At 69.6% G+C, this 25,654-nt stretch carries 29 protein-coding genes; 16 read left to right on the top strand and 13 right to left on the bottom strand.

Going from position 1 to position 25,654, the window contains the following annotated elements:
* The first annotated feature begins 106 nt into the window (after positions 1-106).
* On the top strand, positions 107-1,099 hold the full coding sequence (locus N4G66_RS26460) for a helix-turn-helix transcriptional regulator (protein ID WP_261706701.1): 993 nt from the start codon (positions 107-109) through the stop codon (positions 1,097-1,099).
* Positions 1,100-1,155: 56 nt separating this feature from the next.
* Here N4G66_RS26460 and N4G66_RS26455 read toward each other — a convergent pair whose 3' ends face one another.
* The 3 genes from N4G66_RS26455 to N4G66_RS26445 all read right to left on the bottom strand — a co-directional run bounded on the left by N4G66_RS26455 (position 1,156) and on the right by N4G66_RS26445 (position 4,800).
* Positions 1,156-2,220 carry a helix-turn-helix transcriptional regulator gene (locus N4G66_RS26455; RefSeq protein ID WP_261706700.1) on the bottom strand — a complete coding sequence of 355 codons (1,065 nt, stop codon included), beginning with the start codon at positions 2,218-2,220 and terminating at the stop codon, positions 1,156-1,158.
* Between the two features lie 354 nt (positions 2,221-2,574).
* Complete coding sequence (locus tag N4G66_RS26450; protein WP_261706699.1) at positions 2,575-3,249, bottom strand: M15 family metallopeptidase; 675 nt, start codon at positions 3,247-3,249, stop codon at positions 2,575-2,577.
* A 429-nt stretch (positions 3,250-3,678) separates the two neighbouring features.
* On the bottom strand, positions 3,679-4,800 hold the full coding sequence (locus tag N4G66_RS26445; RefSeq protein WP_261706698.1) for a sugar ABC transporter substrate-binding protein: 1,122 nt from the start codon (positions 4,798-4,800) through the stop codon (positions 3,679-3,681).
* Positions 4,801-5,603: 803 nt separating this feature from the next.
* Here N4G66_RS26445 and N4G66_RS26440 point away from each other — a divergent pair.
* Complete coding sequence (locus N4G66_RS26440; protein WP_261706697.1) at positions 5,604-6,056, top strand: hypothetical protein; 453 nt, start codon at positions 5,604-5,606, stop codon at positions 6,054-6,056.
* A gap of 214 nt (positions 6,057-6,270) precedes the next feature.
* Here N4G66_RS26440 and N4G66_RS26435 read toward each other — a convergent pair whose 3' ends face one another.
* The 5 genes from N4G66_RS26435 to N4G66_RS26415 all read right to left on the bottom strand — a co-directional run bounded on the left by N4G66_RS26435 (position 6,271) and on the right by N4G66_RS26415 (position 11,715).
* The gene (locus tag N4G66_RS26435; RefSeq protein WP_261706696.1) at positions 6,271-6,723 is read right to left on the bottom strand and encodes a heat shock protein transcriptional repressor HspR; all 453 of its coding nucleotides are present in this window, start codon (positions 6,721-6,723) and stop codon (positions 6,271-6,273) included.
* Positions 6,724-6,730: 7 nt separating this feature from the next.
* Entirely contained in the window at positions 6,731-7,918 is a 1,188-nt protein-coding gene (gene dnaJ, locus N4G66_RS26430; RefSeq protein ID WP_261706695.1) for a molecular chaperone DnaJ, read from the bottom strand.
* A gap of 33 nt (positions 7,919-7,951) precedes the next feature.
* Positions 7,952-8,611 carry a nucleotide exchange factor GrpE gene (gene grpE / locus N4G66_RS26425; protein ID WP_261706694.1) on the bottom strand — a complete coding sequence of 220 codons (660 nt, stop codon included), beginning with the start codon at positions 8,609-8,611 and terminating at the stop codon, positions 7,952-7,954.
* Entirely contained in the window at positions 8,608-10,452 is a 1,845-nt protein-coding gene (gene dnaK, locus N4G66_RS26420; protein WP_261706693.1) for a molecular chaperone DnaK, read from the bottom strand. Before dnaK ends, grpE begins: the two co-directional genes overlap by 4 nt.
* A gap of 147 nt (positions 10,453-10,599) precedes the next feature.
* Positions 10,600-11,715 (bottom strand): MraY family glycosyltransferase, encoded by a 1,116-nt coding sequence (locus N4G66_RS26415; protein ID WP_261706692.1) that lies wholly within the window; start codon positions 11,713-11,715, stop codon positions 10,600-10,602.
* Between the two features lie 266 nt (positions 11,716-11,981).
* On the opposite strand from N4G66_RS26415, the gene N4G66_RS26410 reads away from it, so the two are divergent.
* A complete protein-coding gene (locus N4G66_RS26410) occupies positions 11,982-14,258 on the top strand; it encodes a (Fe-S)-binding protein (RefSeq protein WP_261706691.1) in 2,277 nt (758 codons plus the stop codon).
* A 267-nt stretch (positions 14,259-14,525) separates the two neighbouring features.
* Here the strand turns inward: N4G66_RS26410 and N4G66_RS26405 are convergent, their stop codons facing one another.
* Positions 14,526-14,774: a hypothetical protein gene (locus tag N4G66_RS26405; RefSeq protein ID WP_261706690.1), complete on the bottom strand. Its 249-nt coding sequence runs from the start codon at positions 14,772-14,774 to the stop codon at positions 14,526-14,528.
* A gap of 228 nt (positions 14,775-15,002) precedes the next feature.
* Positions 15,003-15,356: a hypothetical protein gene (locus N4G66_RS26400; protein WP_261706689.1), complete on the bottom strand. Its 354-nt coding sequence runs from the start codon at positions 15,354-15,356 to the stop codon at positions 15,003-15,005.
* Positions 15,357-15,459: 103 nt separating this feature from the next.
* Between N4G66_RS26400 and N4G66_RS26395 the strand changes: the two genes are divergently transcribed.
* Positions 15,460-15,675: a hypothetical protein gene (locus N4G66_RS26395; RefSeq protein WP_261706688.1), complete on the top strand. Its 216-nt coding sequence runs from the start codon at positions 15,460-15,462 to the stop codon at positions 15,673-15,675.
* Between the two features lie 150 nt (positions 15,676-15,825).
* Here N4G66_RS26395 and N4G66_RS26390 read toward each other — a convergent pair whose 3' ends face one another.
* Together N4G66_RS26390 and N4G66_RS26385 are read right to left on the bottom strand one after the other, a co-directional pair.
* Positions 15,826-16,332, bottom strand: coding sequence for a hypothetical protein (locus N4G66_RS26390; protein WP_261706687.1), 507 nt, complete (start codon positions 16,330-16,332; stop codon positions 15,826-15,828).
* A 47-nt stretch (positions 16,333-16,379) separates the two neighbouring features.
* Positions 16,380-16,736, bottom strand: coding sequence for a helix-turn-helix domain-containing protein (locus N4G66_RS26385; protein WP_261706765.1), 357 nt, complete (start codon positions 16,734-16,736; stop codon positions 16,380-16,382).
* 396 nt (positions 16,737-17,132) lie between these two features.
* Here N4G66_RS26385 and N4G66_RS26380 point away from each other — a divergent pair, with 396 nt between their 5' ends.
* The 7 genes from N4G66_RS26380 (at position 17,133) to N4G66_RS26350 (ending at position 20,134) form a co-directional block, all read left to right on the top strand.
* Positions 17,133-17,354, top strand: a complete 222-nt coding sequence (locus N4G66_RS26380; protein ID WP_315903694.1) for a WhiB family transcriptional regulator — start codon at positions 17,133-17,135, stop codon at positions 17,352-17,354.
* Positions 17,351-17,860 carry a hypothetical protein gene (locus N4G66_RS26375; protein ID WP_315903693.1) on the top strand — a complete coding sequence of 170 codons (510 nt, stop codon included), beginning with the start codon at positions 17,351-17,353 and terminating at the stop codon, positions 17,858-17,860. Before N4G66_RS26380 ends, N4G66_RS26375 begins: the two co-directional genes overlap by 4 nt.
* Positions 17,861-17,868: 8 nt before the next feature.
* A complete protein-coding gene (locus N4G66_RS26370; protein ID WP_261706763.1) occupies positions 17,869-18,045 on the top strand; it encodes a helix-turn-helix domain-containing protein in 177 nt (58 codons plus the stop codon).
* Positions 18,046-18,283: 238 nt separating this feature from the next.
* Positions 18,284-18,685 (top strand): hypothetical protein, encoded by a 402-nt coding sequence (locus N4G66_RS26365; RefSeq protein ID WP_261706686.1) that lies wholly within the window; start codon positions 18,284-18,286, stop codon positions 18,683-18,685.
* Positions 18,686-18,732: 47 nt separating this feature from the next.
* The gene (locus tag N4G66_RS26360; protein WP_261706685.1) at positions 18,733-19,326 is read left to right on the top strand and encodes a phage tail tube protein; all 594 of its coding nucleotides are present in this window, start codon (positions 18,733-18,735) and stop codon (positions 19,324-19,326) included.
* Between the two features lie 95 nt (positions 19,327-19,421).
* Positions 19,422-19,712 carry a hypothetical protein gene (locus N4G66_RS26355; protein WP_261706684.1) on the top strand — a complete coding sequence of 97 codons (291 nt, stop codon included), beginning with the start codon at positions 19,422-19,424 and terminating at the stop codon, positions 19,710-19,712.
* A gap of 116 nt (positions 19,713-19,828) precedes the next feature.
* Entirely contained in the window at positions 19,829-20,134 is a 306-nt protein-coding gene (locus N4G66_RS26350; protein WP_261706683.1) for a hypothetical protein, read from the top strand.
* A gap of 7 nt (positions 20,135-20,141) precedes the next feature.
* Here the strand turns inward: N4G66_RS26350 and N4G66_RS26345 are convergent, their stop codons facing one another.
* Positions 20,142-20,369 carry a hypothetical protein gene (locus N4G66_RS26345; RefSeq protein WP_261706682.1) on the bottom strand — a complete coding sequence of 76 codons (228 nt, stop codon included), beginning with the start codon at positions 20,367-20,369 and terminating at the stop codon, positions 20,142-20,144.
* Between the two features lie 299 nt (positions 20,370-20,668).
* Between N4G66_RS26345 and N4G66_RS26340 the strand changes: the two genes are divergently transcribed.
* Genes N4G66_RS26340 through N4G66_RS26320 form a run of 5 tightly spaced genes read left to right on the top strand, consistent with a single transcriptional unit; the run spans position 20,669 to position 25,623 of the window.
* Complete coding sequence (locus tag N4G66_RS26340) at positions 20,669-21,187, top strand: hypothetical protein (protein WP_261706681.1); 519 nt, start codon at positions 20,669-20,671, stop codon at positions 21,185-21,187.
* Between the two features lie 31 nt (positions 21,188-21,218).
* A complete protein-coding gene (locus N4G66_RS26335) occupies positions 21,219-22,196 on the top strand; it encodes a hypothetical protein (protein WP_261706680.1) in 978 nt (325 codons plus the stop codon).
* 10 nt (positions 22,197-22,206) lie between these two features.
* Positions 22,207-23,052, top strand: a complete 846-nt coding sequence (locus N4G66_RS26330; RefSeq protein ID WP_261706679.1) for a hypothetical protein — start codon at positions 22,207-22,209, stop codon at positions 23,050-23,052.
* Positions 23,039-25,423 (top strand): hypothetical protein, encoded by a 2,385-nt coding sequence (locus N4G66_RS26325; RefSeq protein ID WP_261706678.1) that lies wholly within the window; start codon positions 23,039-23,041, stop codon positions 25,421-25,423. The genes N4G66_RS26330 and N4G66_RS26325 overlap by 14 nt, the downstream gene beginning before the upstream one ends.
* Positions 25,420-25,623: a hypothetical protein gene (locus N4G66_RS26320; protein ID WP_261706677.1), complete on the top strand. Its 204-nt coding sequence runs from the start codon at positions 25,420-25,422 to the stop codon at positions 25,621-25,623. Before N4G66_RS26325 ends, N4G66_RS26320 begins: the two co-directional genes overlap by 4 nt.
* Positions 25,624-25,654 lie beyond the last annotated feature (31 nt).

Here is a 25,654-nt window from a genome sequence, read left to right as displayed (position 1 = left end):
AATCTTCTCCCCCGTCGTCACAAGACGATGGCTCATTCAGGCACGTCAATGCCACAGGAGCGATGCATCATGTTCCTGCACGTTCAGGACCCTGGGGGGTGGAGATTTGACCACAAACAACTCACAACCGACACATCCCCACGCTGTCACCACGTTGTGTGACGAAGGAGCACGCCTTTACGCCAGCGCGCTGCACTCCGGCCGCATCACTCGGGTCGAAGTGGAAACAGCCCCTTGCCTCTTGGAGTTCGCACTGCTTCATCCCGACCCCGACGACGAGAAGTGGCTGCGCCCGGTTCCGCCGTCCGTCGCGCTCGCCCAGCGCCTGCAGCCCCTGGAACGGGAGATCCAGGAACGCCGGCGACTGGCGATCGAACTGACCGACTCCTTCGATCCGTTCATCGCGATCAGCACGCAGAGCGCGGCGAGCATCCACGCGATCACCGTGCTGGAGGGCTTCGACCGGATCAACGCGGCGCTCAATTCGGCCACCGCCGAGTGTCACACCGAGATGCTGACGATCCAGCCGGGCGGCGGCCGCCCCGCCGACGCCCTCATGCAGGCGCTGGAGCGCGACAGGCCGCTCACCGACCGCGGGGTGCGCATCCGCACGCTGTACCAGCACACCGCCAGACACAGCCAGGGAACGCTCGCCTATGTGGAGCGCATCTCCGGCGGCCGGATCCAGGTCCGCACCCTCGAGGAACTCATCGAACGGCTGATCATCTTCGACCGGACCGTCGCCTTCATCCCGGCCAGCGACGACCGGCGGGTCGCCCTCGAACTCCGTCACCCCGGCCTGGTGCTGTACCTGAGCAAGGTCTTCGAGCAGCTCTGGCAGCGCGCGGTCCCGCTCACCGAGGACGTCCCGAACGATGTCGGCCCCAACGGCATCACCGGCGTCCAGCGTTCGATCGCCAAACTGCTCATCGAGGGGCATGTGGACGAGGCCATAGCCCGCCGTCTGGGCATGAACGTCCGCACCTGCCGCGCCCACATCGCCAAGCTGGCCTCCGCCCTCGGCAGCGGGAGCCGGGCTCAACTCGGCTTCCTGATAGCGCAGTCGGGGCTCCTGGACCAGTCCGAAGGAGGGGAGTGACGCCGGCTGCCGCTAGAGCCTGTCCGACGATTCCCGCCGGGCCGGGTCCGCCTTCCTCAGCGGCCGGCCGGGGATCCGCGGTCGGGGACGGCAGGGGCTCCCGACGCCGCCTCCACGACGGTGACCGCCTCGAGTTCGGGGGAACGCTGCGGTCCGTCCAGTCCCGCCTGGGCGATGCGCACGCCCAACTGCGTCCGGCTCGCCGCGCCCAGCGTCTCCGACAGCCGGGCGATGTGCGCCCGGCACGTCCGCACGCTGATCCCCAGGCGTTCCGCGACGACCGCGTCCTGGTGGCCCTCGGCCAGCAACGCCGCGATGGACCGCTCCCGGTGGGTGATGCCCTCGATGCCCGTCGAGGGCATCGGCGAGGTCAGCGGGATCGCCAGCCGCCACAGCCGCTCGAAGACCGTCACCAAGTAGTCCACCAGCGCCGGGTGGCGCAGCTCCAGCGCGATCGTGCGGTCCGGGTTCGCGGGGATGAAGGCGACCTTGCGGTCGAAGAGGATGAGCCGTTCGACGACCTCGTCGAGCGTGCGGGCCTCCGCCGCGTCGCCCATCAACTCCATGTAGTTCAGAAGGCCTTGGCCGTGCCGGGCCACGTGGGTGTACAGGTCGCGCATGCGCACCCCGCGGCGGCGCATCTCCAGCGCCCGGTGCAGGCCCTCGACGAGTTCGTCCTCGCGCCGGATACCGCCCGGCTGCACCGTCAGGACCTCGCTGGTGCACTCCTCGGTCGCCTTGTCCATGGCGGCGTGGATCCGCGGCAGCCCGTCGAGGACGCGGATCGCCACCCCTTCGGCCGGCGCCCGCACCCGGCCGCCGAGTCCCGCGTACCACTCGAAGGCCGACACCGCGTCGCCCACCCGCGCCTGGCTCGCGCTGACTTCCTCGTACACACCCCGTAGGAGCCGCGTCATGACCTCCTGGGGCGAGGTCGGCACCAGCCAGCCCATGTCGTCCGGATCGGGGTGCAGCAGTGCCAGTTCCAGCAGGCAGGGCACCGACTCGGCGTCCTGGCGGGGCACCCGGCCACGCCGCACGGCCCGGGAGTACACCCGGTCGCCCGCATCGCACAGTCGGTCAGCGCCGTGCGGATGCCTGTCCGTCCCGTGCCCGGCCATCTCCCACCCCTGGCTCCAGCTCCAACCCCTGGCGTGAGCCCCGCGTCAGGGCGTCCTCCGCAGCGCAACTATGCGCGGACGCGTCCGGCACCGCAACAAGGCTGCGTCGCCGAGGGGCGTCCGTTCGCCCCTTCTCATCCGCATAAATCATGACCTTCGCCGCACTCGTTGCAACAAGCTGAAGGGGGCGCCTCCCGGACGTCCGACCCATCGCGGAACGCCTCCGCGAGCACGCCGGCCCGCGTCCCGGCCGTGGCCTTGAGGGCGCAACTCCCGTCATTTTTCGGGGACTTGCGGTGGGTACTCACGGCCCCGACGGAGGCGACGACCGCGTTTCGCACGCGCGAGCGGAGGCTACGACGGGTCGGCGGCCGTGACGGAAAGTTCACGCGGCCCGTAGATCGCGTGAGCGGCGCCCTTGGCGAGCGCCCAGTAGCGGTCGCCGTAGGACCAGTGCCACCACTCGGTCGGGTAGTTGACGAGACCCGCGGCGGTCAGCGCGCCGGCCAGGAGCCGGCGGTGGGCGCGCGCCGTCCCGCCGATGCCGTCCGCGGCGGTGTAACAGGCGCCGCCGCTCTCCTCGGGACTCGCGTTCACCGGCGTACCCATGTCCAGTTCCCGGCCGTCGGCGTCGACAAGGGTGAGATCGACGGCGGCGCCCGCGCTGTGCGGGGCGATCTCCGGTGGGGACACATAGCGGCTCGCCGCGTCGCGCAGGCGCCCGGCATCCCACTCGGGGTGTTCCGAGCGCAGTCCGGCGGCGTACCGGTCGAAGTAGAGGCGCTGCAACGAGGGCGGACGGTACCCCTCGACGAACAGCAGCCGCATGCCGTCCGGCAGGAGGTCCCCCGCCGCCACGAGCCGGTTCAGCACCCCTTCGCGCAGATGCGCGTACGCCCCGGTGTCGTCGCTCCTGCGGGCGTCGACGGGGAACGGGGCGGTCGTCCGTACGTCCAGGAGCGGCTCGCCGCAGTCCACGACGGGGATCGCGGCGATCTTCGGATCGGACATCAACACGATCGTGGGCATGGGGCGATCATGCCGGATCGGGGCGCACGGCCCCTGGATCGGGGCGCACGGCCCCCGGAGCGCGCCGGGGAGGCCAGGTGTGCGCCCGGCCGGGGCGAGCGGGTGCCGTGCGGTCAGACGGCCGCACAGCCACACTGTGGGGCCTCCCGCACCGCCCGCCACCCCGGCCCGGACACCGAGGCCCGTGTCCGTCACGCCGGGCGGCGCGGGCCGCATCCGTCGGACAGGAGCCGGCCGGGACAGATACCGCACGGAAACCGACACGGAAACCGGAACAGAAAGCGGAACAGAAAGCGGAACAGAAAGCGGAACGGAAACGGAGCGGCCCCGGGTGCGGGGTGCGCGCTCACTGCGCGCACCCCGCACCCGGGGCCGGAACCGTGCCGGTCCGTGCCCACCGCCCGGTCCCGGGACGGCCGGGCGAACGTCCTACTTGATACCGAGCGAGTTGCAGGCCGCCTTGTAGGGCGTCGTGCAGATCTCCTTGACGGTGTAGATGCTGTCCTGGATGACCGTTTTCCTGATGTTGTCCGAGGTGAGGTCCACCACGGGCACGAGCTGGGACGGGATGTTCTTGTTCGTGGGGCTGCTGACCTTGTCGCGGGTGAGCGCGTCGAACTCGATCGAGCGGCCCTGGACCCGGGCGACTGCCATCTCGGCGGCGGCGCTGGCCTCCTGCGGGTACGACTTGTACACGCTCATGAACTGGTCGCCCTTGATGATCCGCTGCACGGCGACGAGCTCGGAGTCCTGACCGGTGACCGGCGGCACCTTGCTGACGCCCGCGGCCTTGAAGACGTCGATGACCGCGCCCGCGATGCCGTCGTTGGCGGCGTAGACACCGGCGATGTTGCTCAGGCCGAAGTTCTGGATGGACTTCTCCATGTTGACCTTGGCGTTTTCCGGCTTCCAGTCCGTGGTGTCGTACGACTTGGCGATGATCACCTTGTCCTGGAGCTCGGACTGGGCGCCGGCCTTGAACTGCGCCGCGTTCGGGTCGGTCGGCGAGCCGTTCATCATGATGATCTTCTTCGAGGCCGAGTCGGCGCCCAGCGCGCTGACCAGGGCCTTGCCCTGGACCTCGCCGACCAGCTCGTTGTCGAAGGAGATGTACGCGTCGATCGGCCCCTGGGCCAGGCGGTCGTAGGCGATGACCGGGATACCGGCCTCCTTCGCCTTGCTCACGCCCTTCGCTATGGACACCGCGTCCACGGCGTCCACGAGGATGACGTCGACCTTGTCGTCGACCATCTGCTGGAGCTGGCGGAGCTGCTTGGCCGCGTCCGCCTCGGCGTTCTCGTAGACGACGGCGCCCTTGCCCTCGGTGAGTTTCCGGACCTGCTCCTTGATGATCGGGTAGTCGAACTTGTCGTAACGAGTGTTCTCCTTCTCAGGAAGGAGCAGGCCCACCTTGATGTCGTCGCCCTTCGTGGGGCTTGCCGAGGTGCCGCTCCCGCCGAGGCCCATGCCGCAGCCGGCGAGGGTGACGGCCATGACGGACGACGCAAGGGGTACGACGGTACGGCGGAGGCCGGTGTTACGAGTGTTCACATCAGGTGCCTTCCGGGCGAGGTTGCAGCATTGCGACCCAGGTGGCTGAAAGCCAACGCGGCGATCACCTCAGCGTCAAGGAGTAACCACTTAACGAGATGGCAACGGCGTTTCGTGTTCCACAAGTGAACACGACGGGAAAAGACTACGCCCAACCTTCGACCAATCCCCTCAGCTTCACCTTCTGTCATTCACCCGTGCGGCCAACTCCCATTCACAGGAGATGTGGTCGCCGACAGATTTTTAACCACCGTTGACGATCGGGCAGACCGGAAAGAACGCAGGACAGAGCCACCGGCGCGAAGGGCGCACCCTCCCCGGCCCTCGTTTCGCCACCGCGGTCGGGCCGCTCACCGTGGCCGGTGCAGCCGCCTCCGCAGTGACCAACCGCACATCGCCTGTCCATAAGCGGCAGTTCTCCGCGAACGACGCTTTCTCGTACGCATGGAAGAAGACGGACCAAGGCTTCGTTATCGACCACAACCGGGCTCCGGCGCGCCCGCGCCGGAGCCGCCCGACCACAACTTCGGCGTCCGCGGGACGACGATCCGCGCCTCAGGCCCGGGCAACCCCTGCACGCACCCCGTGACACCCCAGGCCGGAATGCGGATCCATCCGGACTGCATGCGCAAAGCCGACCCCGAAGGAACATGTCGGCCACTCTCCGCAAAACGGCCAACCTGACTATTCCGCCCGGAAAGTGCACCCTGTGCGTCGATTTCTCCAACGGGACGGGTCGGGCAAATCTCTCTTTCAATTACAAAACAGACGCTTCCGGCGGCGCCGATCGGATCAAGCCACTCATGCCCACGGGTTCTTCGTCCTCGTACGACACGGTCACGGGCAGGGCCAAGGTCACCTGGTCCGAGAACCAGGAGACGGACCTCGCGGGGACAGCACGTCTTCCGCCGCCTCAAGCGCGGCACCACGGGACGCGAGCGACCACCACGACCGCCACCTCGTACACCTACGCGCCCCTCCCGCTGACCGGCGGGACCTGCTCATACGAGGTCCGCGCCTACGACACGCCGGGCAACCGGTCCGCGGGCACGACGGACCGCGCGGTGACCACCACCGACCGGACGGCGCCCGCCGTGCCCCAGGGCGCGGCCGTCACCGACGCCTTCGAGAAGGGCGTGCTGGGGGACCCGGCTGGAGCACGGCCTCGGGAGTGGCCTCGTACGAGGTGTACCGGGCGACGTCCGAAACGGCTCCTCCAGCAGGATCGGCGGCACCGGCCAGGGCTCGTACCGTGACGCCACGGCCGAGCGGGGCATCACCTACTACTGGGTGACGGCCGTGCACGCCGACGGCACCGAGTCGGTGCCCGGCGCCGGTGACACGGTCCTCGCTCCCTGAACGCGCGAGGGGCCCGGAGGTCGATGACCTCCGGGCCCCTCGGGTGTCCATGTCCTGCCAGGGTGTCCGTGTCCTGCCAGGGCGACCGGGTTCCACTCCGACGCCCGGGTTCTACTCCGACGCCCGCTTGGGACGCCACACCACCAGCGCGCTGGTCTGCTGGACCTCCTGGTACGGAACCAGGTCACGGCGGTAGGAGGCGTGCACGGCGGCCTCGCGCTGCCGCATGGCGGCCGCGGCACCGTCGAGTGCCGACTCCATCTCCGCCACACGGGACTGGAGCGCGGCCACCTGGTTCTCCAGCTCGATGATGCGCTTGATGCCGGCCAGGTTGATGCCCTCGTCCTGCGACAACTGCTGGACGGTGCGCAGCAGCTCGATGTCGCGGGCCGAGTAACGGCGGCCCCGGCCCGCCGTGCGGTCGGGAGAGACCAGACCGAGCCGGTCGTACTGACGCAGGGTCTGCGGGTGCAGTCCGGAGAGCTGGGCCGCCACCGAGATGACGTATACCGGAGTCTCCTCGGTCAGTTCGTACGGGTTGCGCCGACGACCGGTCGTGTCCATGGCTCCGTCATGCTCCCTTCGCGGCCTGGAACAGCTCCGCCCGCGGATCCTCACCCGCGGTCGCCTCGCGATACGCCTCCAGAGCGTCACGAGCCTTGCCGGACAGGTCCTGGGGGACCGTCACTTCGACGGTGACGAGGAGGTCGCCCCGCGTGCCGTCCTTGCGGACCGCGCCCCTGCCCCGGGCGCGCATGGTACGTCCGTTGGGGGTGCCCGGCGGCAGTTTCAGGGTCACCGGGGGGCCGCCCAGCGTCGGCACCTTCACCTCGCCGCCCAGTGCCGCCTCCGCGAAGGTGACGGGCACGGTGACGGTGAGGTTGTCTTCCTTGCGGCCGAAGACCGGGTGGGCGTCCACATGGACCGTGACGTACAGGTCGCCGGACGGGCCGCCCCGCTCGCCGGGCGCGCCCTTGCCGCGCAGCCGGATCCGCTGGTTGTCGCTGACACCCGCGGGGATCCGGACCTGCATGGTGCGGGACGACTTGGCACGGCCGCTGCCCTTGCAGATCTCGCAGGGGTTCTCCGAGATCAGTCCGCGGCCCTTGCAGTCCGGGCAGGGGTCGGTGAGCGAGAAGCCACCGCCCGAGCCGCGGGCGACCTGGCCGGTGCCGACGCACGTCGGGCACACACGCGGTGTGCCGTTCGCGTCGCCGGTGCCCGAACAGGCCTTGCAGGGCGCCTGCGAGGTCATGCGCAGCGGAACGGTCGCGCCGTCCACCGCCTCCGTGAAGGAGAGCGTGACCTCGGTGTCGATGTCCTGGCCGCGCCGGGGCTGTGTTCGCGTGCCCGTGGTGGCGCCCCCGCGATTGAACAGCCCCCCGAAGACGTCACCTATGCCGCCGCCGAAGCCGCCGGCTCCTCCCGCTCCCTGGCCCTGGGCGCCGCCTCCGAAGAGGTCCCCCAGGTCGAAGTTGAAGTTGCCGCCGCCGGCGCCGGGACCCGGCCGGAAGCCACCGTTGCCGAAGAGGGCGCGTGCCTCGTCGTACTCCTTGCGCTTCTTGGGGTCGCCGAGCACGTCGTTCGCCTCGGAGATCTCCTTGAAGCGCTCCTCGGCCTTGGCGTTGCCCTTGTTGGCATCCGGGTGGAACTCGCGGGCGAGCTTCCGGTACGCCTTCTTGATCTCGGCCTCGGTGGCGTCCTTGGGGACGCCGAGGACCTTGTAGAAGTCCTTCTCGATGAAGTCCTTGGTGCTCATCCCCGACGTCCCTCCTTCCCGCTCCGTTCAAGCTCAGCCCTCGTCCGGGCCACCGCTCTCCTTGTCCTCGACCGCCTCGGCCGACTCCTCGGCCTTGACCGTCTGCGCCCCGGGCTGCGGCTCGGCGACAGCCACCCGCGCGGGGCGGATGGTGCGCTCGCCGAAGCGATACCCCGGCTGCAGAATCGCCACGCACGTCGTCTCGGTGACGTCCGGCGCGTACGAGTGCATCAAGGCCTCGTGGATCGTCGGGTCGAAGGGCTCGCCCTCCTTGCCGAACTGCTGGAGCCCCATCTTCGCCGCGACCGTCTCCAGCGATTCGGCGACGGACTTGAATCCGCCGACGAGCTCGCCGTGATCCCGCGCGCGGCCGATGTCGTCGAGCACGGGCAGGAGTTCGGTCAGGAGGCTCGCCACGGCGACCTCCCTGACCGCGATCCGGTCGCGCTCGACCCGGCGGCGGTAGTTCTGGAACTCGGCCTGGAGCCGCTGGAGGTCCGCGGTGCGCTCGGTGAGCGCCATGCGGGCCTGGTCCAGCTGGGCCGTCAGGCCGACCAACTGTGCTGCTGCGTCCCCGTCCGGGGCCGCCGCCCCCTCCGCAGAGGGGGTGGCGGACTGCGGCTCGGCGTCGTCAGAGGTGGCGCCGGAAGGGACGTCGGGCTGCTCTTCGAAGCCCGGGGTCTCCTCCGTCACGCGGCACCGTCCCGGCGGTCCTCGTCGACGATCTCGGCGTCGACGACGTCGTCGTCGGCCTTCGGGGCCTCGGCGCCGTGGGCGTCGCCGCCCGCGGCCTGCGCGGCCTGGGCGTCGGCGTACATGGCCTGGCCCAGCTTCTGCGAGACCGCGGCGACCTTCTCGGTGGCGGTGCGGATCTCGGCGGCGTCCTCGCCCTTGAGCGCGGCCTTCAGCTCCTCGACGGACGCCTCGACCTCGGTCTTGACGTCGCCGGGGACCTTGTCCTCGTTGTCCTTGAGGAACTTCTCCGTCTGGTAGACGAGCTGCTCGCCCTGGTTGCGGGTCTCGGCGGCCTCGCGGCGGGCGTGGTCCTCGTCCGCGTACTTCTCGGCCTCCTGGCGCATCCGGTCGACCTCGTCCCTCGGCAGCGAGGAGCCACCGGTGACGGTCATCTTCTGCTCCTTGCCCGTGCCGAGGTCCTTCGCGGTCACGTGCATGATGCCGTTGGCGTCGATGTCGAAGGCGACCTCGATCTGCGGGACACCGCGCGGGGCCGGCGGCAGACCGGTCAGCTCGAACATCCCGAGCTTCTTGTTGTACGCCGCGATCTCGCGCTCGCCCTGGTAGACCTGGATCTGCACGGACGGCTGGTTGTCCTCGGCGGTGGTGAAGATCTCGGACCGCTTGGTCGGGATCGTCGTGTTCCGCTCGATGAGCTTCGTCATGATCCCTCCCTTGGTCTCGATGCCGAGGGACAGCGGGGTCACGTCGAGGAGCAGGACGTCCTTGACCTCACCCTTGAGGACACCGGCCTGGAGGGCCGCGCCGATGGCGACGACCTCGTCCGGGTTCACACCCTTGTTGGCCTCGTTGCCACCGGTCAGCTCCTTGACGAGCTCGGCGACGGCGGGCATACGGGTGGAGCCGCCGACGAGAACGACGTGGTCGATCTCGGACAGCTGGATGCCGGCGTCCTTGATGACGTTGTGGAACGGCGTCTTGCAGCGCTCCAGGAGGTCGGCCGTCAGCTGCTGGAACTGGGCGCGCGTGAGCTTCTCGTCCAGGTGTAGCGGGCCCTCGGCGGAGGCCGTGATGTAGGGCAGGTTGATCGAGGTCTCGGTGGACGAGGACAGCTCGATCTTGGCCTTCTCGGCGGCCTCGCGCAGACGCTGGAGCGCCATCTTGTCCTTGGCGAGGTCCACGCCGTGACCGGAGCGGAACTGCTGCACCAGGTAGTCGACGACGCGCTGGTCCCAGTCGTCACCACCGAGGTGGTTGTCACCGTTGGTGGCCTTCACCTCGACGACGCCGTCACCGATCTCCAGGAGGGACACGTCGAACGTGCCGCCACCGAGGTCGAAGACGAGGATCGTCTGGTCGTCCTTGTCGAGGCCGTACGCGAGCGCGGCCGCGGTGGGCTCGTTGACGATACGAAGGACGTTGAGACCGGCGATCTCACCGGCTTCCTTCGTCGCCTGACGCTCGGAGTCGTTGAAGTACGCCGGGACGGTGATGACCGCGTCGGCCACCTTCTCGCCCAGGTACGCCTCCGCGTCGCGCTTCAGCTTCTGCAGGATGAAGGCGCTCATCTGCTGCGGGTTGAAGCTCTTCCCGTCGAGCTCGATCTTCCAGTCCGTGCCCATGTGACGCTTCACCGAACGGATGGTCCGGTCCACGTTCGTGACCGCCTGGCGCTTGGCGACCTCGCCGACGAGCACCTCACCGTTCTTCGCGAAGGCGACGACGGACGGCGTGGTCCTGGCGCCCTCGGCGTTGGTGATGACGGTGGGCTCGCCGCCCTCCAGAACGCTGACGACTGAGTTAGTCGTGCCCAGGTCGATGCCGACCGCACGTGCCATTTCGATTCCTCCAACAATGACTTGAGTGGAACGGACTCAAGTGTGCACGACGTCCGCCTCCCGGTCAACAGACCTGAGTCGCAGGGGCTCAACTCTTATCCGCTCCTTACACGCATGGAGCCGTTGACCTGCGACTTTCTCGCAGAGTCAGTGAACCTTCACGGCATCCGAAGCCGCCGAACGAGGCCGTTCCGGCCGACCCGACGAGCGCGGGACGGGTCCCCCGGGGGCGGGGATCGCATGCGGATGGGGGCGGCGCGGGCGGGGTCCCGGACGCACCGCCGCCACCACGGCGATCACCGCCACGGCACCGGCCGGCCACCAGGCGGCACCGGCCCCCAGCCACCCGAGATCGATGAGCAGTCCCACCAGCGCACCCGCGAAGGCGGCGAGACCCGTCACGACCATGACCCCCTGCCGGGTCAGCCCCGCCCGCCGCAGCCGGTGCACCAGATGGTCCGGCGCCGGGCGCAGCAGCGGCCGCCCCGCCCGCCGCCGCGACACCAGGACCAGGACGGCGTCGGCACTGGCCACGGCCGTCAGCGCGAACCCGGCGCCGAACCCGGACCCGACGGGCCGCTCCGCGTGCACCTGCACGAGCGCCGCGGCCAGCACGAACCCGGCGAACAGCGAGCCGCACCGCCCCGGCGCGATCCGGGCCGGCGGCCATCCGTGCATCAGGAAGCCGGTGAGGGCGGCGGCCAGCACGCTGAGCAGCGCCGCGAGCCCGTCCATGACCTCGGCGGCCGCGCACCCGCTGAGCGCGAACGCGGTGATGACGCCGACCGTCCCCATCACCCCGTCGGCATGGTCGAGGGAGCGGAAGGTCTGCGTGACGAAGAGGATCCAGGCCACGGCCAGCGCTCCGGCAGGCACGCCGAGTTCGTCGTAGGGGACGGTCAGCGCGGCGGCGCCGGTGACACCGGCGACGACCACCACCGGGGGCACGGGCAGCAGATCGGCGGCCAGGCCGAGCAGCGCGACCACGATCCCGGCGACCAGCAGCCGTCCGGCCTCCGGTCCGAGCGGGGCGGCGCCGGTCCAGTCCCCGGCCCAGCCGACGAGCGCCGTCGCGCCGGCCACGGCGACCCCACCGAGGAGCGGAACCGGCTTCCCCCTCCCGGGGGCCCGCGGTTTCGCCCGGCGCGCGGGAGGCCCCGTCCCGTCGACCGCACCGAAGCGCAGGGAGAACGACCGCAGCAGCGCGGCGAGCGCGGCGGTCAGGAGCAGAGCGGCGGTGGCGGCCGTGATTCCGTACAGCACGTCGCCAATTTAGGGGTAATTGTCACAGTATTGGGTGAATAACACGATCGGGTTTACGTGTCCTGTCGTCCCCGGGCGAACCGGCCCTTCTGCCCGCCCCCGGCACGACCACTCAGGCTTCCCTCAGCGACGCAGATCACCGCACCTCTGGCTACAGTGCGGCGGAGGAAGTGGGTAGTCTCAGACGGACTGCATAAGTTACCGCTTAGTAATCACCTTCGAGGTCACCCTCGAAGCAACACCTCGCAGGCCCGAGGAGCCCCCGAATGCAACTCGCCGCGATCATTGTGTCGCTGGTCCTGACCGTGGTCGGCGTCGCGCTGATCGCGCGGGCCGTCGCGCAGATCTACCGGTTCATCAAGCTCGGCCAGGCCGTACCCGCCGGCAGCCGCACCGACGACTGGAAGGCCCGCAGCGTCACGCTGGCCAAGGAGTTCGTCGGCCACACCCGTATGAACCGGTGGGGGATCATCGGCGTCGCGCACTGGTTCGTGGCCGTCGGCTTCCTGACCCTGGGCCTGACGATCGTCACGGCCTACGGCCAGCTGTTCAAGGCCGACTGGACGCTTCCCGTCCTCGGCGGCTGGCTTCCGTACGAGCTCTACACCGAGTTCATCGCCCTGTTCACGACGCTCGGCATCCTCGTGCTGATCGCGGTCCGCCAGCTGAACCGGCCGTCCAAGCCGGGCCGCAAGTCGCGCTTCGCCGGCTCCAAGACGGGTCAGGCGTACTTCGTCGAGGCCGTGATCCTCGTCATCGGCCTCGCGATCATGACCCTGCGCGGCCTGGAAGGCGCGATCCACGGCGTCGACCACTACGAGGCCGCGTACTGGGCCTCGTACCCCCTGGTCGCCGCCTTCAAGGGCCTGAGCGTCGGAACGCTGCAGAACCTGGTCTACCTGACCGCCATGATCAAGCTCGGCGTCACCATGGGCTGGGCGATCACGGTCGGCCTCAACACCAACATGGGTGTCGCCTGGCACCGCTTCCTCGCCTTCCCCAACATCTGGTTCAAGCGCGACGCCAAGGGCGCGACCGCCCTCGGTGAGCTGCTCCCGATGACCAGCGGCGGCAAGGCCATCGACTTCACCGACCCCGGTGAGGACGACGTCTTCGGTGTCTCCCAGGTCGAGCAGTTCTCCTGGAAGGGCCTGCTCGACTTCTCCACCTGCACCGAGTGCGGTCGCTGCCAGTCGCAGTGCCCCGCCTGGAACACCGGCAAGCCGCTCTCCCCCAAGCTCCTCATCATGTCGCTGCGCGACCACGCGCACGCCAAGGCCCCGTACCTGCTGGCCGGCGGCGGCAAGAACATGGAGGGCGAGGAGAAGGCCTCCGAAGAGCAGCTGAAGGACGTCCCCGCCGCCGCCCTCGCGGAGGCCGAGCGCCCCCTCATCGGCACCGCCGAGGAGAACGGCGTCATCGACCCGGACGTCCTGTGGTCCTGCACCACCTGCGGCGCCTGTGTCGAGCAGTGCCCGGTCGACATCGAGCACATCGACCACATCGTCGACATGCGCCGCTACCAGGTGATGATCGAGAGCGCGTTCCCGTCCGAGGCGGGCACGATGCTCAAGAACCTGGAGAAGAAGGGCAACCCCTGGGGTCTGGCCAAGAAGCAGCGCCTCGAGTGGACCAAGGAGGTCGACTTCGAGATCCCTGTCGTCGGCCGCGACATCGAGGACCTCAGCGAGGTCGAGTACCTCTACTGGGTCGGCTGCGCCGGCGCCCTGGAGGACCGGGCCAAGAAGACCACGAAGGCCTTCGCGGAGCTGCTGCACATGGCGGGCGTCAAGTTCGCGATCATGGGCGGCGACGAGAAGTGCACCGGTGACTCCGCCCGCCGCCTCGGCAACGAGCCCCTGTTCCAGGAGCTCGGCATGGAGAACGTCGCGGCACTGAACATGGCGTTCGGCGAGGACGACGAGGACGAGTCGACCAAGAAGCCGAGGACGGCGAAGAAGATCGTCGCCACCTGCCCGCACTGCCTCAACACCATCGGCAACGAGTACCCGCAGCTCGGCGGCGACTACGAGGTCATCCACCACACCCAGCTGCTCCAGCACCTCATCGACGAGGGCAAGCTGCTCCCGGTGACCCCGGTGGACGGGCTCATCACCTACCACGACCCCTGCTACCTGGGCCGCCACAACAAGATCTACACGCCCCCGCGCGAGATCATGTCCGCCGTCCCGGGCCTGCGCCAGCAGGAGATGCACCGCCACAAGGAACGCGGCTTCTGCTGCGGCGCCGGTGGCGCGCGGATGTGGATGGAGGAGCGGATCGGCAAGCGCATCAACAACGAGCGTGTCGACGAGGCTCTGTCGCTGAACCCGGACATCGTCTCCACCGCCTGCCCGTTCTGCCTCGTCATGCTGACCGACTCGGTCAACGGCAAGAAGAACGAGGGCAAGGCGAAGGAGTCCGTCCAGGTCGTGGACGTGGCGCAGCTGCTGCTGGAGTCCGTCAGGACGCCTGTCGCGGACGAACCCCCGGCCGGCGAGGCGGAATCGGAGAACGAACCGGAACCCGAACCCGTGAAGTAACCGCCCCGTTCGGCACGACCGACGCCCCGCACCTGTCCGGTGCGGGGCGTCGGCGTGCGGGGCCTGCGCCGGACACCGGTGGCGCGCTCGCGCAGGAGGACGTTCCCTGCGCCTCGCCCTTCGGGCCGGCTTGCGAGGCCCTGGAGGCGGGGACGGCGTTCCGGCGGGGACGGCGTTCCGGCGGACCCCACCATCATGCCGAGCCCGGCAAACATGGCCCGATTTCTCGCCTGACGCGAGACGGGGCCCCGAGCGACGCGGTATGCGTCACACCAGGGCCTTGATCACGCCCACTCCCGCGAGAATCGTCGCGCCCGCGAAGAAGATGTACATAGCGGCACGGTATCCCCCGACCGACTCCGCGCGGTCCTCCACCAGGACGGCACGGGTCGGCCGGCCGGGGTCGTAGAGAACCTGTGCCACTTCCCCCACCTCGAACATGGGGTCCCGCGGGCTCCTGGAGGACTTCACCATCACCCGTTTCCCCTTGCTCGGCTGGAAATAGCAGATCGACATCCCCTCACCGTCGCTCCAGAAGACGTCTTCACACACCGCCTCCCCCAACACGCCGTGCTCATTGAGCCAGAAGACGCGCCGCACCCTGCGACGGGCCCACCAGGCCCCCCACAGGCAAACCGCGAAACACACCCAGACCGCCGACACATCCCCGCCTTTCGTCCGATCACCGTCGGCCAGGCCTTACGCACAAGAGGCGCGGCGCACCGGCGGACATACCGTGGCCCGTCACAGCAGGTTGGCAACTCCCAGGGCCGCCGCCGTGCCGATCAGCGTCGCGACGAGTGCAACCGGCCAGAGGCGGGCCCGCGGATACCGGCCGGCGGGATAGAAGAACAGCTGATAACCCGGATCGAAGTCGATGAGTATCCGGTCTCCCGCCATGAAGCGTCGATCTTCGAATTCTCTCGGGGTACCGGCGAATTCCTTGGAGGCGTCGTCCGACTGCAATTCAGCCGCCACATTCCCGACCGGAACGAACTGATAGGAGACGCCGACCGGAAGATCGACGGAGTCAAGGATCTCGACTTCCTGCGTGACCATGCGCCCGTACTCACGCAAGCCCTGCACATAGAGGTTCACCCCTCACGCCACGGCGGCGATACCCGCACAGAGCTCGAAAACCGCTGCGACAACCCCCAGATTCACGGATCGACCGTACCAAAACCGTGAGGGAAAGAAACCCATGGCTGACAAACCCGCAGCCGACCTCGAGAGGGAGATCGACGATCTGTGTACAGAATTACAGAGGAAAGCGGATGTTTCCTTCCTGACTGGACTCATCAGCCAGAAAGGCATCGAGTCCACGGCACTCAAGTCGAACGCCGAAGCGCCGGCCACTCAGAGCCGGGTACGTCAGGAAACCCGGACGAAACCGTGGGAAAAAAATCAAGGATCTTGAAATCACAGGCCTGATCGCCGGTCTCACCATCGCCGAACTCGAACTCCCCCGCTCTTCAGTTTCGAGCCGGTGACCGAGAGGTTCTCCGTCCCCTCGGCCCATGGTTCCGCAGGTCGATATCGACTGCGTCGACGGCTTCTTCCTGCTCCTTCATCCTTCACCGTCGGGCCGCCGTACCGCGTCGGAGCCCTCGCCGCGTTGCCGGACGCGCTCGTGCCGTCCGGCGCCGGGTTCGTCGTGCCGGTGCCGCAGCTCCGCCCGGGCGCGCTCGCCGCCCTGGCCGACGGCCGGGGCACCGTGGCCGGGGAAGTCGAGCAGGCGGCCCATGGCGGACAGGGGGTCGGGATCCGCCGGATGCTCCGCCGGGGTGGCCGGATCAGCCGGAGCGGCCGCCACACGGCCCGGCGACTCGGGCTCGCCGGACGGGCGGACCGCCCGTGCGTGCTCCTCCCAGCCCGTGCGGTACCACTGGAGGTTGGCCCGCTGCACCTCCTCGTCGGTGAGGATGCGGACCCCTTCCGGTCCCGCCTCCTGGACCTTCTCACCCAGCGCGATCAGCAGATCGCCCAGCAGCCGGGTAACCCGCTCCGCCTCGGTGTACGACCCTTCACCACCGGTGCCGTCCTTGTCATCGTCCCGGCGTCCCCCGTCACCCATGTGTGCACTCCTTGCACTCCCGACTCCCCCGTCCCGCGTCTCTTTCCCTAAGGCCCCTCTCCCAGAAACTGCCGGGCGACCTTCACGAACAGACCACGCAGGTCCTCCGGTACGCCCATGCGCCGCGCCGCCTCCTCCGGGCTCAGCCGCCTGCTCGCTCCCGGGTCCGCTCCCGGGCCGGGTTCGAGCGGCAGATCGTCCTCGGACAGCCGCCCGGAGCGGATCAGCATGTCCCGCAGCGGCACTCCGAGCACCACGGCCAGGCGGCGCATGGTCTCGAGGTCCGGCATGCTCTGCCGCTGCAGCAGCCGGGTCACCGCGGCCCGGTGGACACCGGAGTCGTCGGCCAGCCGCGACTTGCCACCGCCGCGTGGGCCGTCGATCACGTAGCCGCGGTCCCGCATCAGGCCCTCGACCCAGACGGCGAACTCCTCCAGCGCGTCGGTTCGTTCCGTTCGTTCTGTTCGTTCCGTGCTCGCGGCGCGTGGACTGGGCCCCATGTTCCCGCTCTCCCCTCGTGTCGGGAGCAGCGTACCGATCGCGCGCGCACCTGGAGTGTGCGCGCACGCGCGTAAGGGGACCCATTTTTCCTCACCTCTCCGTGGACGACCTCGCCATCATCTCTAGAACATACGTTCGAATGCTGCACCACTGGTCACATTCGGGCCACCCCCTTCCCGCCATCCCCTTCCTGCCCCGCCACCCCGCAAGTCACTTGCGCTCGCGCTCGCACGATGTCACGCTGACCGTTGCTCGCATATATCGAACGAATATTCCCACCACCTGGGGAGGTATCGCTCGTGACCAGCGAACTTGACTGGCGTAGGGCCGCGGCCTGCGTCAATCTTCCACAACACTACGTGTTCACCCGTAACCCTTCCGACGCGGAACATACGTTGCGCGCATGCAATCAGTGTCCGATCCGACGCGAGTGCGAGGCTGTCGTAGACCCCTCGCGCACATGGTTCGACGGCGTCAGCGGCGGGCGGCTGTGGCGCAACGGACGCGAGGTCGCCGTATGAGCCCCGCCGTCTGGATCACCTCCCTGCTGCGCCGGTTCCCCGAACTGGTCGCCGAGCTGGTGCCCGCCGCCCACGGGGGGCTGCGGGAACGGCGCGGCGGCGGGCCGGTCGGCGGCACCGGCGCCCCCGTACGCCTGCATGTTTCCGACGCCCTGCGCGACATCACCGACGGCGTCGTCGAACTGGAGGAGGCCGTACGGGAACGGCTCGGCCTGCGTCCGGTGCCCCCGGCCTCCGTACCGGTTCGGCTGCGCCGGATCGCCGGGCTGCTGGAGCGGATCGCCCCCGACCCGGTGCTGGCCGCCCACGTCGAGGACGAGACCCGGCGGATGGCCGCGCGCTGCGCCCGCGCGCTCGGCGACCCGGAGCAGATGGTCCGCCTGCCCGGCCGCTGCCCGGCCTGCGACTCGGTGTCGCTGCGGGCGTTCCCGGAACGGGCCGAGGTGCGGTGCGTGAACCCGCCCTGCGGGCACGCGGTCGGCCCGGCGGACGAGGAGGTGGCGTGAACGCCCCCATGGTCACCTCCGAGCTGGCCGCCGCCGAGGCGGGCGTCACCTCCGCCACCATCCGCAAGTGGGTGCAGCGCGGGCATCTGCGGCCCGCCGGCGCACAGGGCCGCCGCCAGCTGTACCGGCTGGAGGACGTGTTCGCCGCCGAGCGCACGACGAACCGCCTGCGCGGCAACCGCTGACCACCGCCCGCATCCACTGGTCCACGCCCACGACGAACCGGGGTCCCGTCGCTCGCCACGACGGGGCCCTTTCGTTTACCTGGGCCTCAACTCCCCCTGAAAAAAGGTGAGTTGCGAGAACCAGGAGACACCGTCACACTCGAAGCAGCGGCAGAACCACGCCCGGATCCCGGGCGGCGGACCTGCCGCTTTCTGCTGCCCGGAATCCGGGACCCCTCTTCCCGAAGGGAGCACCCGTGTGGCGATCCTGAACTTCCCCGACGTGGAGCGGCTCGTCGTCGACTTCCTGAAGAACCGGACCGAAATGGCCGGGACCACGGTCGACAACAGGCCGCCCGCAGGCTTCGACGGCACCCAGCAGGTCGTCCTCGTCTCCCGCGCCGGCGGCGCCTGGATCGACGACCTCAACCTCGACCGGCCGCTGGTCGACCTCGAGGTGTACGGCCCGGACAAGACCACCGCCCTCGTCACGGCCAACGCGGCCCGCGCCTGCGCCCTGGAACTCCAGGGCACCCGCTACGGCACCGCGCTGGTCACCGACGTCGACGAGGCGGACGGACCCCGCTGGCTGCCGGACTACAACCGCCCGGCCGGCAACCGCTACCTGGCCACCCTCCGGCTGTCGATCCGCCCGGCGTAAGCCACTTCACCTTTCTTCCCGAGGAATTCTTCCCGAGGAGCACACACATGGCAGGCTTCAAGAACACCGAGATCCGCATCGCCGGCGCCGGCAACGTCTGGTGGGCCCCGGCCGGCACCACCGTCAAGGAGACCACCGCGCTGGCCGCCCCGTGGGTCAACCTGGGCTTCACCTCCTCCGACGGGGTCAAGTTCAACAAGAAGGACAAGAACGACCCGGTCGACACCTGGCAGTCGATGGCCCCGGCGCGCTTCATCCTCTCCGACCGGGACCTGACCCTGAAGTTCCAGCTGATGCAGGTCAACAAGGACACGTTCCCGTTCTACCTGGGGCTCCCGTCGACCTCGGTCGTCACTGCGGGCTCCCAGACGGAGACCACCGCGCAGAAGATCGACATCGGCGGCATGCCGGGCGGCCAGGACCAGCGGGCCCTCGCCATCGACTTCGCGGACAACAACGGCACCAAGGACCTGCGCTACCGGCTGGTGGTCCCGTACGGCGCCGTCTCCGAGGTGGAGGAGCTGTCGCTCAGCCGCACCGGCGCGGTCAAGCTCGGCGTCACCTTCACCGCGCTGTCGGGCGACGACCCGACCAAGCCGATGGCGACCTGGCTGGTCAACGACCCGGCGGCGCTGGCCTAGTCCACGCCGCCTTCCCCGGCCCCGGCGCCCGCCCCCCTTCCGCGGGCGCCGGGGCCGCCCCTTCAGCACGCCCGCAACCGACACAAGGAGCCCCGATGTCCGGATTCGACGTCAACGCCGCTCGGGCCCAGCGCCTCGAAGCGCTCGGCCGCGAATGGACCTTCGAACTGGACGGCGACAGCTTCGAGCTGCCGACCGAACTCACCCGCACCACCGCGCGCAAGCTGCGCGACCTCGACGACAACGACGTCGACGGACTGCTCCGACTCCTCCTCGGCGAGCAGCAGTTCACCCGCTTCGAGCAGCACGACGTCACCATGCAGGACATCGCCGCGATCCTGGAGACCTACGGCAAGGAGACGGGGCTGGGCCTGGGGGAAGACTGAGCCTCGGCGAGCTCGTCGAAGAGCACGCCGAGGCCCTGGAGGCGGACCTGCTCCGCCACTACGGCGTCGACCTCCTGGACTGGCACCGCGGCCGGCTCACCTCCCGCCGGCTCGCAGTGCTGATCCGGCACCTGCCGCGGGACAGCGCACTGCTGCGGGAAGTACAGGGTGAGGCCTCCGAGTGGTCCGTGACCGACCACCTGCTCGCCCACCTAGCCGACCAACTCGCCGAGGCCAACTGGATGTTCGCCGTGGTCAACCGCGACGAGGACAGCGAGGCACCGGACTATCCGCAGCCGGTGCCGCGGCCGGGCGGTCCGGCTCCGGGCCCCGAGGACGAACCCTCCTCGGACCGGCCCGGTGACGGCCGGTCCGGGGACGATCTGCCCTCACTCCGGGAGATTCACCGGTTCTTCGCGTGAGGGCGGGTCATATGTAGGAGATCCCGGTCAGCACGAGCAGCACGGCCGCGATGCCTCCGACGATCCAGGGCACGAAACCGCGGCCCAGTTCGGAGGTCATCAGCCCGAACTGGGGGCGCCGGGGATCGTAGACGACATCCACCCGCTGCCCGATTCCGGCCGGGGGGAACGTGTAGTTCTGGGTGTTGATGAGGTACTGCTCGCCGTCGACCTCGTACTGAAGTCGCAGAGCCACGGCGCCATCCTTGTCCTGGCCCTGATTGACACACAGAGCACGCACGGTGATTCCCCGGCGCCTGAGCGCCCCGTCGCGCCAGATGAACGTGAACGCCCCGCCCAGAACGGGGATTCCAAAGATCAGGACACCCGGCGCGTATTCACGCAGCCCGTCGAGCATGCTCCCAGCCCCCTCCACGAGTGCCGCCTCACATCGGCCGTTCCACGACCTTAAGCCACTCACAGAACGAGCGACCAGCAAATGCGCCAGGCGAAACGGGAGTGCCGCCCTGTCCACTCGAACCGAAGGCGGAAAAAGTGACCGACCGTACCACCGAAGATGTCTACGAGAAAGTGGCCGAAGTCAAAACGCTCCTGTCCGGCCAGCAGAGCACATGGGTCACCAAGGCGCACTTCGACGCCGCGATCAAGGGCTTTACCAAGCCCAAGGAGGAAAAAAAGGACGACAAGAAGAAAGAGGACGAGCCGGGCGCCCTGGAGAAATCGCTGCCCCTGTCCGGGCTGTCCGACGTCATCACGAATCTGCTCAAGAAGGACTGGATTCCGGCCACCGTCGCGGTGTTGACGGCTCTCGGCCTCAACAAGATCTTGAACTGGGACGTCCTGGGAAAGAAGCTGCTGGCCAGGTACGAGCTGGAATTGAAGAACGACAAGTTCTTCGGCGTGGGATCCCCTCCGAAAACGGGTGGCCAGGTGCCCATGACTCAGCTCGAAATCGACCGGCTGAAAAACATGCGCAGCGCCTCTGTCGCCCTCAGCCGATCGCTGAGCGATCTACACAAGGAAGCCCAGCGGGCCGCGGCCCAGATCGCCTGATCGCCGACCGGCCCAGGAGGAAGGAACCCCCGTGTCTCTCGCAAGCAGCCTGGCCACGGCCACCCAGTCCCTCGCCCGCTTCCGCAACGCCGCCGCCCAGGCGTCGTCGTCCGCCCGTCAGTTGCACGGTGCCGCGGCCCAGGGCGGGAAGAGCATCGATTCCATCAAGTCCTCTTCACGAGGGGCACAGAGCGCGCTCGGCGCGTCCGTCGCCTCCACGAACAAGTTCAAGACCTCCCTCGACCACCTCAAGACCTCCTCCGGAGGCGCCAAGAACGCCCTGCGCGACGTCAAGCGCCAGTCCGACGCCGTGGAGACGTCCGTCGGCAACGCCGGCAAGAAGGCGACGACGAGCGGGACTTCGATGAAGGGGTTCGGTACGGGACTGAAGGGCGCGAGCCTCGCCCAGAAGGGCCTCAACACCGCCATGAAGGCCAACGCCTTCGGGCTGATCATGGCCCTGCTCGCCCCGCTCATCTCCCAGTTCATCAACATGGACAAGGTCTCCGCCGCCCTCGCCAAGGGCGTGAAGTGGGCCTGGAACGCCATCTACGGCGCGATCAAGAACCACGCGGGGCCCATCAAGTCGGTACTGAAGGGCATCATCAACGCCTTCACCGCGCTGCCCCGCGCCTACATCGGCGGCCTCAACGCCATGATCGGCGCCCTGAACCGGATCCACGTCAAGATCCCCGACTGGGTGCCCCACTTCGGCGGCCGGGAGTTCGGCATCCATCTGCCGATGCTCCCCAACATCCCCACCCTCGCCCAGGGCGGTGTCGTGCCCGCCCGCCGCGGCGGCACCCTCGCGCTGCTCGCCGAGGCCGGCGAGCCCGAGGCCGTCATCCCGCTGTCGAAGCTGGAGCGGGTACTCGGCTCGGGCGGCGGGATGCACCGGCTCGCCGCCGCCGTCGAGAGGCTCTCCGAACGGCCCGTGCACGTCGAGGTCGACTCGCAAGTCATCGCCCGCGCCGTCCTCGTCGGACAGCGCCAGCTCGCCCGGAGGTGAGGGAGAGACCATGGCCAGGAACCTGTGGATCGGACGGCCCGGATTCATGCGGGAGATCGCCCAGGCCGCGAAGAGCTGGGACCGCACCGCCGATCTGAACGTCACCGAGTTCAAGTCCCTCGAAGGGAACATCACCACCCTCGCGACGGCACGCACCGTGCGCCGTATCAAACTGTCCTGGGACGCCCTGCCCCCGGCCGACGCCCAGCACCTCACCCGCCTGGCCCGCCGGGTCAACGAGCCCGGGTTCCAGGGCGGTCCGCAGCCTTCGTACGGACCGCTCGCCCTGCTCGACCCGGCGTCCGTGAACCTGCTCGACCCGTACCAGGCGACCGCGCAGAGCACCCAGTCCAGCGGGACCGACCACTGGTTCACCGTGCAGGGCACGATCGCCGTCAGCCCCTCCCTCGCGGACACCGCCGTCGCCGACTTCCAGGACGCGACCAGCCGCCTCGGCTGGCGGCACGGCGTCTGGACCGGATGGCCGGTGATGCCCGGCATGCAGGTGTCGTGGCTGCTGCCGGCCGACTGGAACCCGGCGACCGCCACCGCCCAGCTGGACTGGAAGGCCGTGGACGGGTCGTACCTCGCCTCCACGTCCGCGAACGACAGCGGCGTCACCGGGACCGCCCCGGCCGGCGCCGCCTTCGTCACCCCGCTCGGCGGACCGGGCGCCACCGGCCTCTTCGGGCTCGCCGGCGCCTGCCTCACCATCGGCGAGCCGACGACCGCGTTCTCGCTCGGCGACGGCTGCCCGGCCATGAGCGTCACCGCCTACACCGACGTGCCCGCCGCCCCGCTGCCCTACCGGAACGTCGGCCTCGACCTGGTGGAGGTGCGCGGTGCTCAGCTCTGACCCGGCACTGGACGACGCGCTCGCCGCCCCCGACCGCACCCCCGCGCACGCCACCCGCTGCGGCGGCCGGGAGCTCGGCACCCAGGTGCAGTCCTGGAAGGTCGAGCGGGCCTACAGCACCGACCTGCCCGAGGCGCTGCGCGCCGTCTCCGGCAGCGCCTCCGCCCAGCTGGAACTGCAGCTCGGCGGCGCGAGCGGGACGCCCGCGCCGCAGCTGTACTCGGCGTGGGCCGGTCGTACCACCGGCGACGCCGTACGCCCCGGCCAGTCCGTCGTGCACGAGACGGGCCTGCTCGGCGCGACCCTGCCCGCCTTCCGCGGCACCGTCCGCTCCCGCACCGCGGCCTCCGGCACGGACACCGTGACCGTCCAGGCGCTGGACGGCGCCGAGCGGCTGCGCGGCCCGGCCCAGCTGCCCCGGCCGTACCACGGCCTGCTGTACGCACTGCCGGTGGCGAGCGCCACCTGGTGCGTGGACGAACTGCTGCGCCAGGGCGGCATCCACACCTGCCCGCCGCCCCGCGCCCCCGCGGCCGCCACGGACGTCACGGCACCGTTCACCGCGCTGTACGCCTCCCTGCACGGCGGCTTCGACGCGACCCACGGCCAGCCGGAGACGCTGCCCGCCCCGGCGTCGTACTCCTGGATCCGGGACGGCGCGCCGCACGAAATGGCCCTGATGCCGACCGCCGCGGGGCTGTCGGTGTCCTGGATGCCGCGGTCCCGGTTCGTCGTGGCCGGCAAGGTCTTCCAGGCCGAGCTGTACGCCAACTCGGCCCGTGCCATGGGCAGCGCCCTGGAGCTGAAACTCGTCTTCGACCGCAGCGCGGGCGCCTACGGCAACTACGCCCTGAACGTCGACTTCACCGCCGGCACCGTGAAGATCACCTCCGGCACGGTGGGCGGCAGCGGCGGCGGGCAGGTCTATGTCTGGACGCTGCCGAAGCTGGCGTCCCTCAAGGGCGCCTGGCACCTGGGCTTCACCGTGGACACGAGAGCCGGGACGACGTCCTCCACCACACCGGCGACCGTGGTCCCGCGGCTGACCGCTCCCGACGGGGAGTTCCTCGCGCTCGGCCCCGCCACCTTCAACACCACGCCCGCCTACCAGCCGCCGTCGGAGCTCTACCGGATCGACCTGACGACGGACGTGGCCGTCGAGTGCGTCCAGGTCACCGACAACGTGTGGCCCGACCTCTCCTCCTACACCGCCGACGAGTGGGAGCAGCGGGGCCGCTGGACCAAGGGCGCCGAGCTGGACGACGTCACGGTCCCACTGTTCGACGTGCCGAAGGTCTCCGGCTCCCAGTGGGAGGTGATCACCGAGATCGCCCGGGCCACGATGTCCACGGCCGAGTTCGACGAGCAGGGCGTCTTCCGCTGGCGCGGCCCCGGCCGGTTCCAGAAGGTGCCGGCCCAGCCGGACGTCACCGTCACGACCCGGCGGGACATCGCCGCGCTCACCGTCGCCGAGGAGATCGACGCCTGCCGCAACCACTGCGAGCAGGTGTACCAGGACTACACCGGCGTCCGCGCCGCCAACGGCGACACGACGACCGACACGGCCGTACGGGAGATCAGACCCGGCACGGCGGTGGAGGTGGCGTACGCCATGGCCGAGGACGAGCTGGACGTCGGCCCCCCGCAGATCGAGGACGACGCGGCCACGACGACCGGGCACAAGGTCCGCTTCGGCAGCGCGGCCACGGGCGGTACGTCGGTCAAGGGCGGCGTGACGGTCAGTTCCCGGCGCGACGGGCCGAACTACATCGTCCGGTTCGTCAACCAGGGCACGGCGAGCGTGTGGACGGTCACCAAGGACGGCAAGCCGTCCGTGCAGATCGTGCCGCAGAAGCGGGCCGCGGACCCGGCGCAGCGCTGGTACGCCTGGTACAACACCACCAGCCAGTCCTACTACGGCAGGCAGGTCTACCAGGCGCCCGCGACCGACTGGGTGCAGCAGCGGCAGGTGGCCTCCGACCTCTCCCACGCCATGCTCGACGCCGGCCGCTACCCGGTCCCCGTGCTCGGCGAGGTGGACGTCCTGCACGACCCGCGCGTCCAGCTCGGCGACGTCGTACGCGTGATGGACACCACCGGCGCCGCCCTGGACACCCTCGCCTGGGTGGTAGGCATCCGCACCACCTGCCAGGCGGGCTCGGTGCCCCAGCAGACGCTGACCCTGCGCGGCACCTCCTACAACGGCGTCCCCCTGGACACCGGCCTCACGCCCGATGCTCCGGTGGACCCGCAGTACGGCACCCGGCGCAGCTACGCCCTGGTCGCCGCGCAGTTCCCGACCCTGGACGACCTCACGCAGAGCAGGCTCAGCTACCGCGAACTGCTCCAGCCGCCAGGAGGCGCCGCATGAACGACCAGCCCACGCCGGGCGCCGAGGACGACGGCACGGCCGTACTCGCGCCGGACGACTCCGCACAGGACGACCCCGCATCGGACGACCCCGCACAGGACGGCAACACCGCCACCCCCGTGCCCGTGGACAGCGCCACCGCACGCTCGGGTGACGGCGGCAGCCCGTCCGACACGCTCCCGCCGCCCTTCGGTACCTGACCGCCCCCGCCCGTACGCTCCAAGGAGGAAG

The organism is Streptomyces rhizosphaerihabitans (genome assembly GCF_025399795.1).
Taxonomy (GTDB): domain Bacteria; phylum Actinomycetota; class Actinomycetes; order Streptomycetales; family Streptomycetaceae; genus Streptomyces; species Streptomyces rhizosphaerihabitans.
The sequence above is the reverse complement of the archived record's forward strand: the minus strand, read 5'-3'. Positions and strand labels throughout refer to the sequence as shown.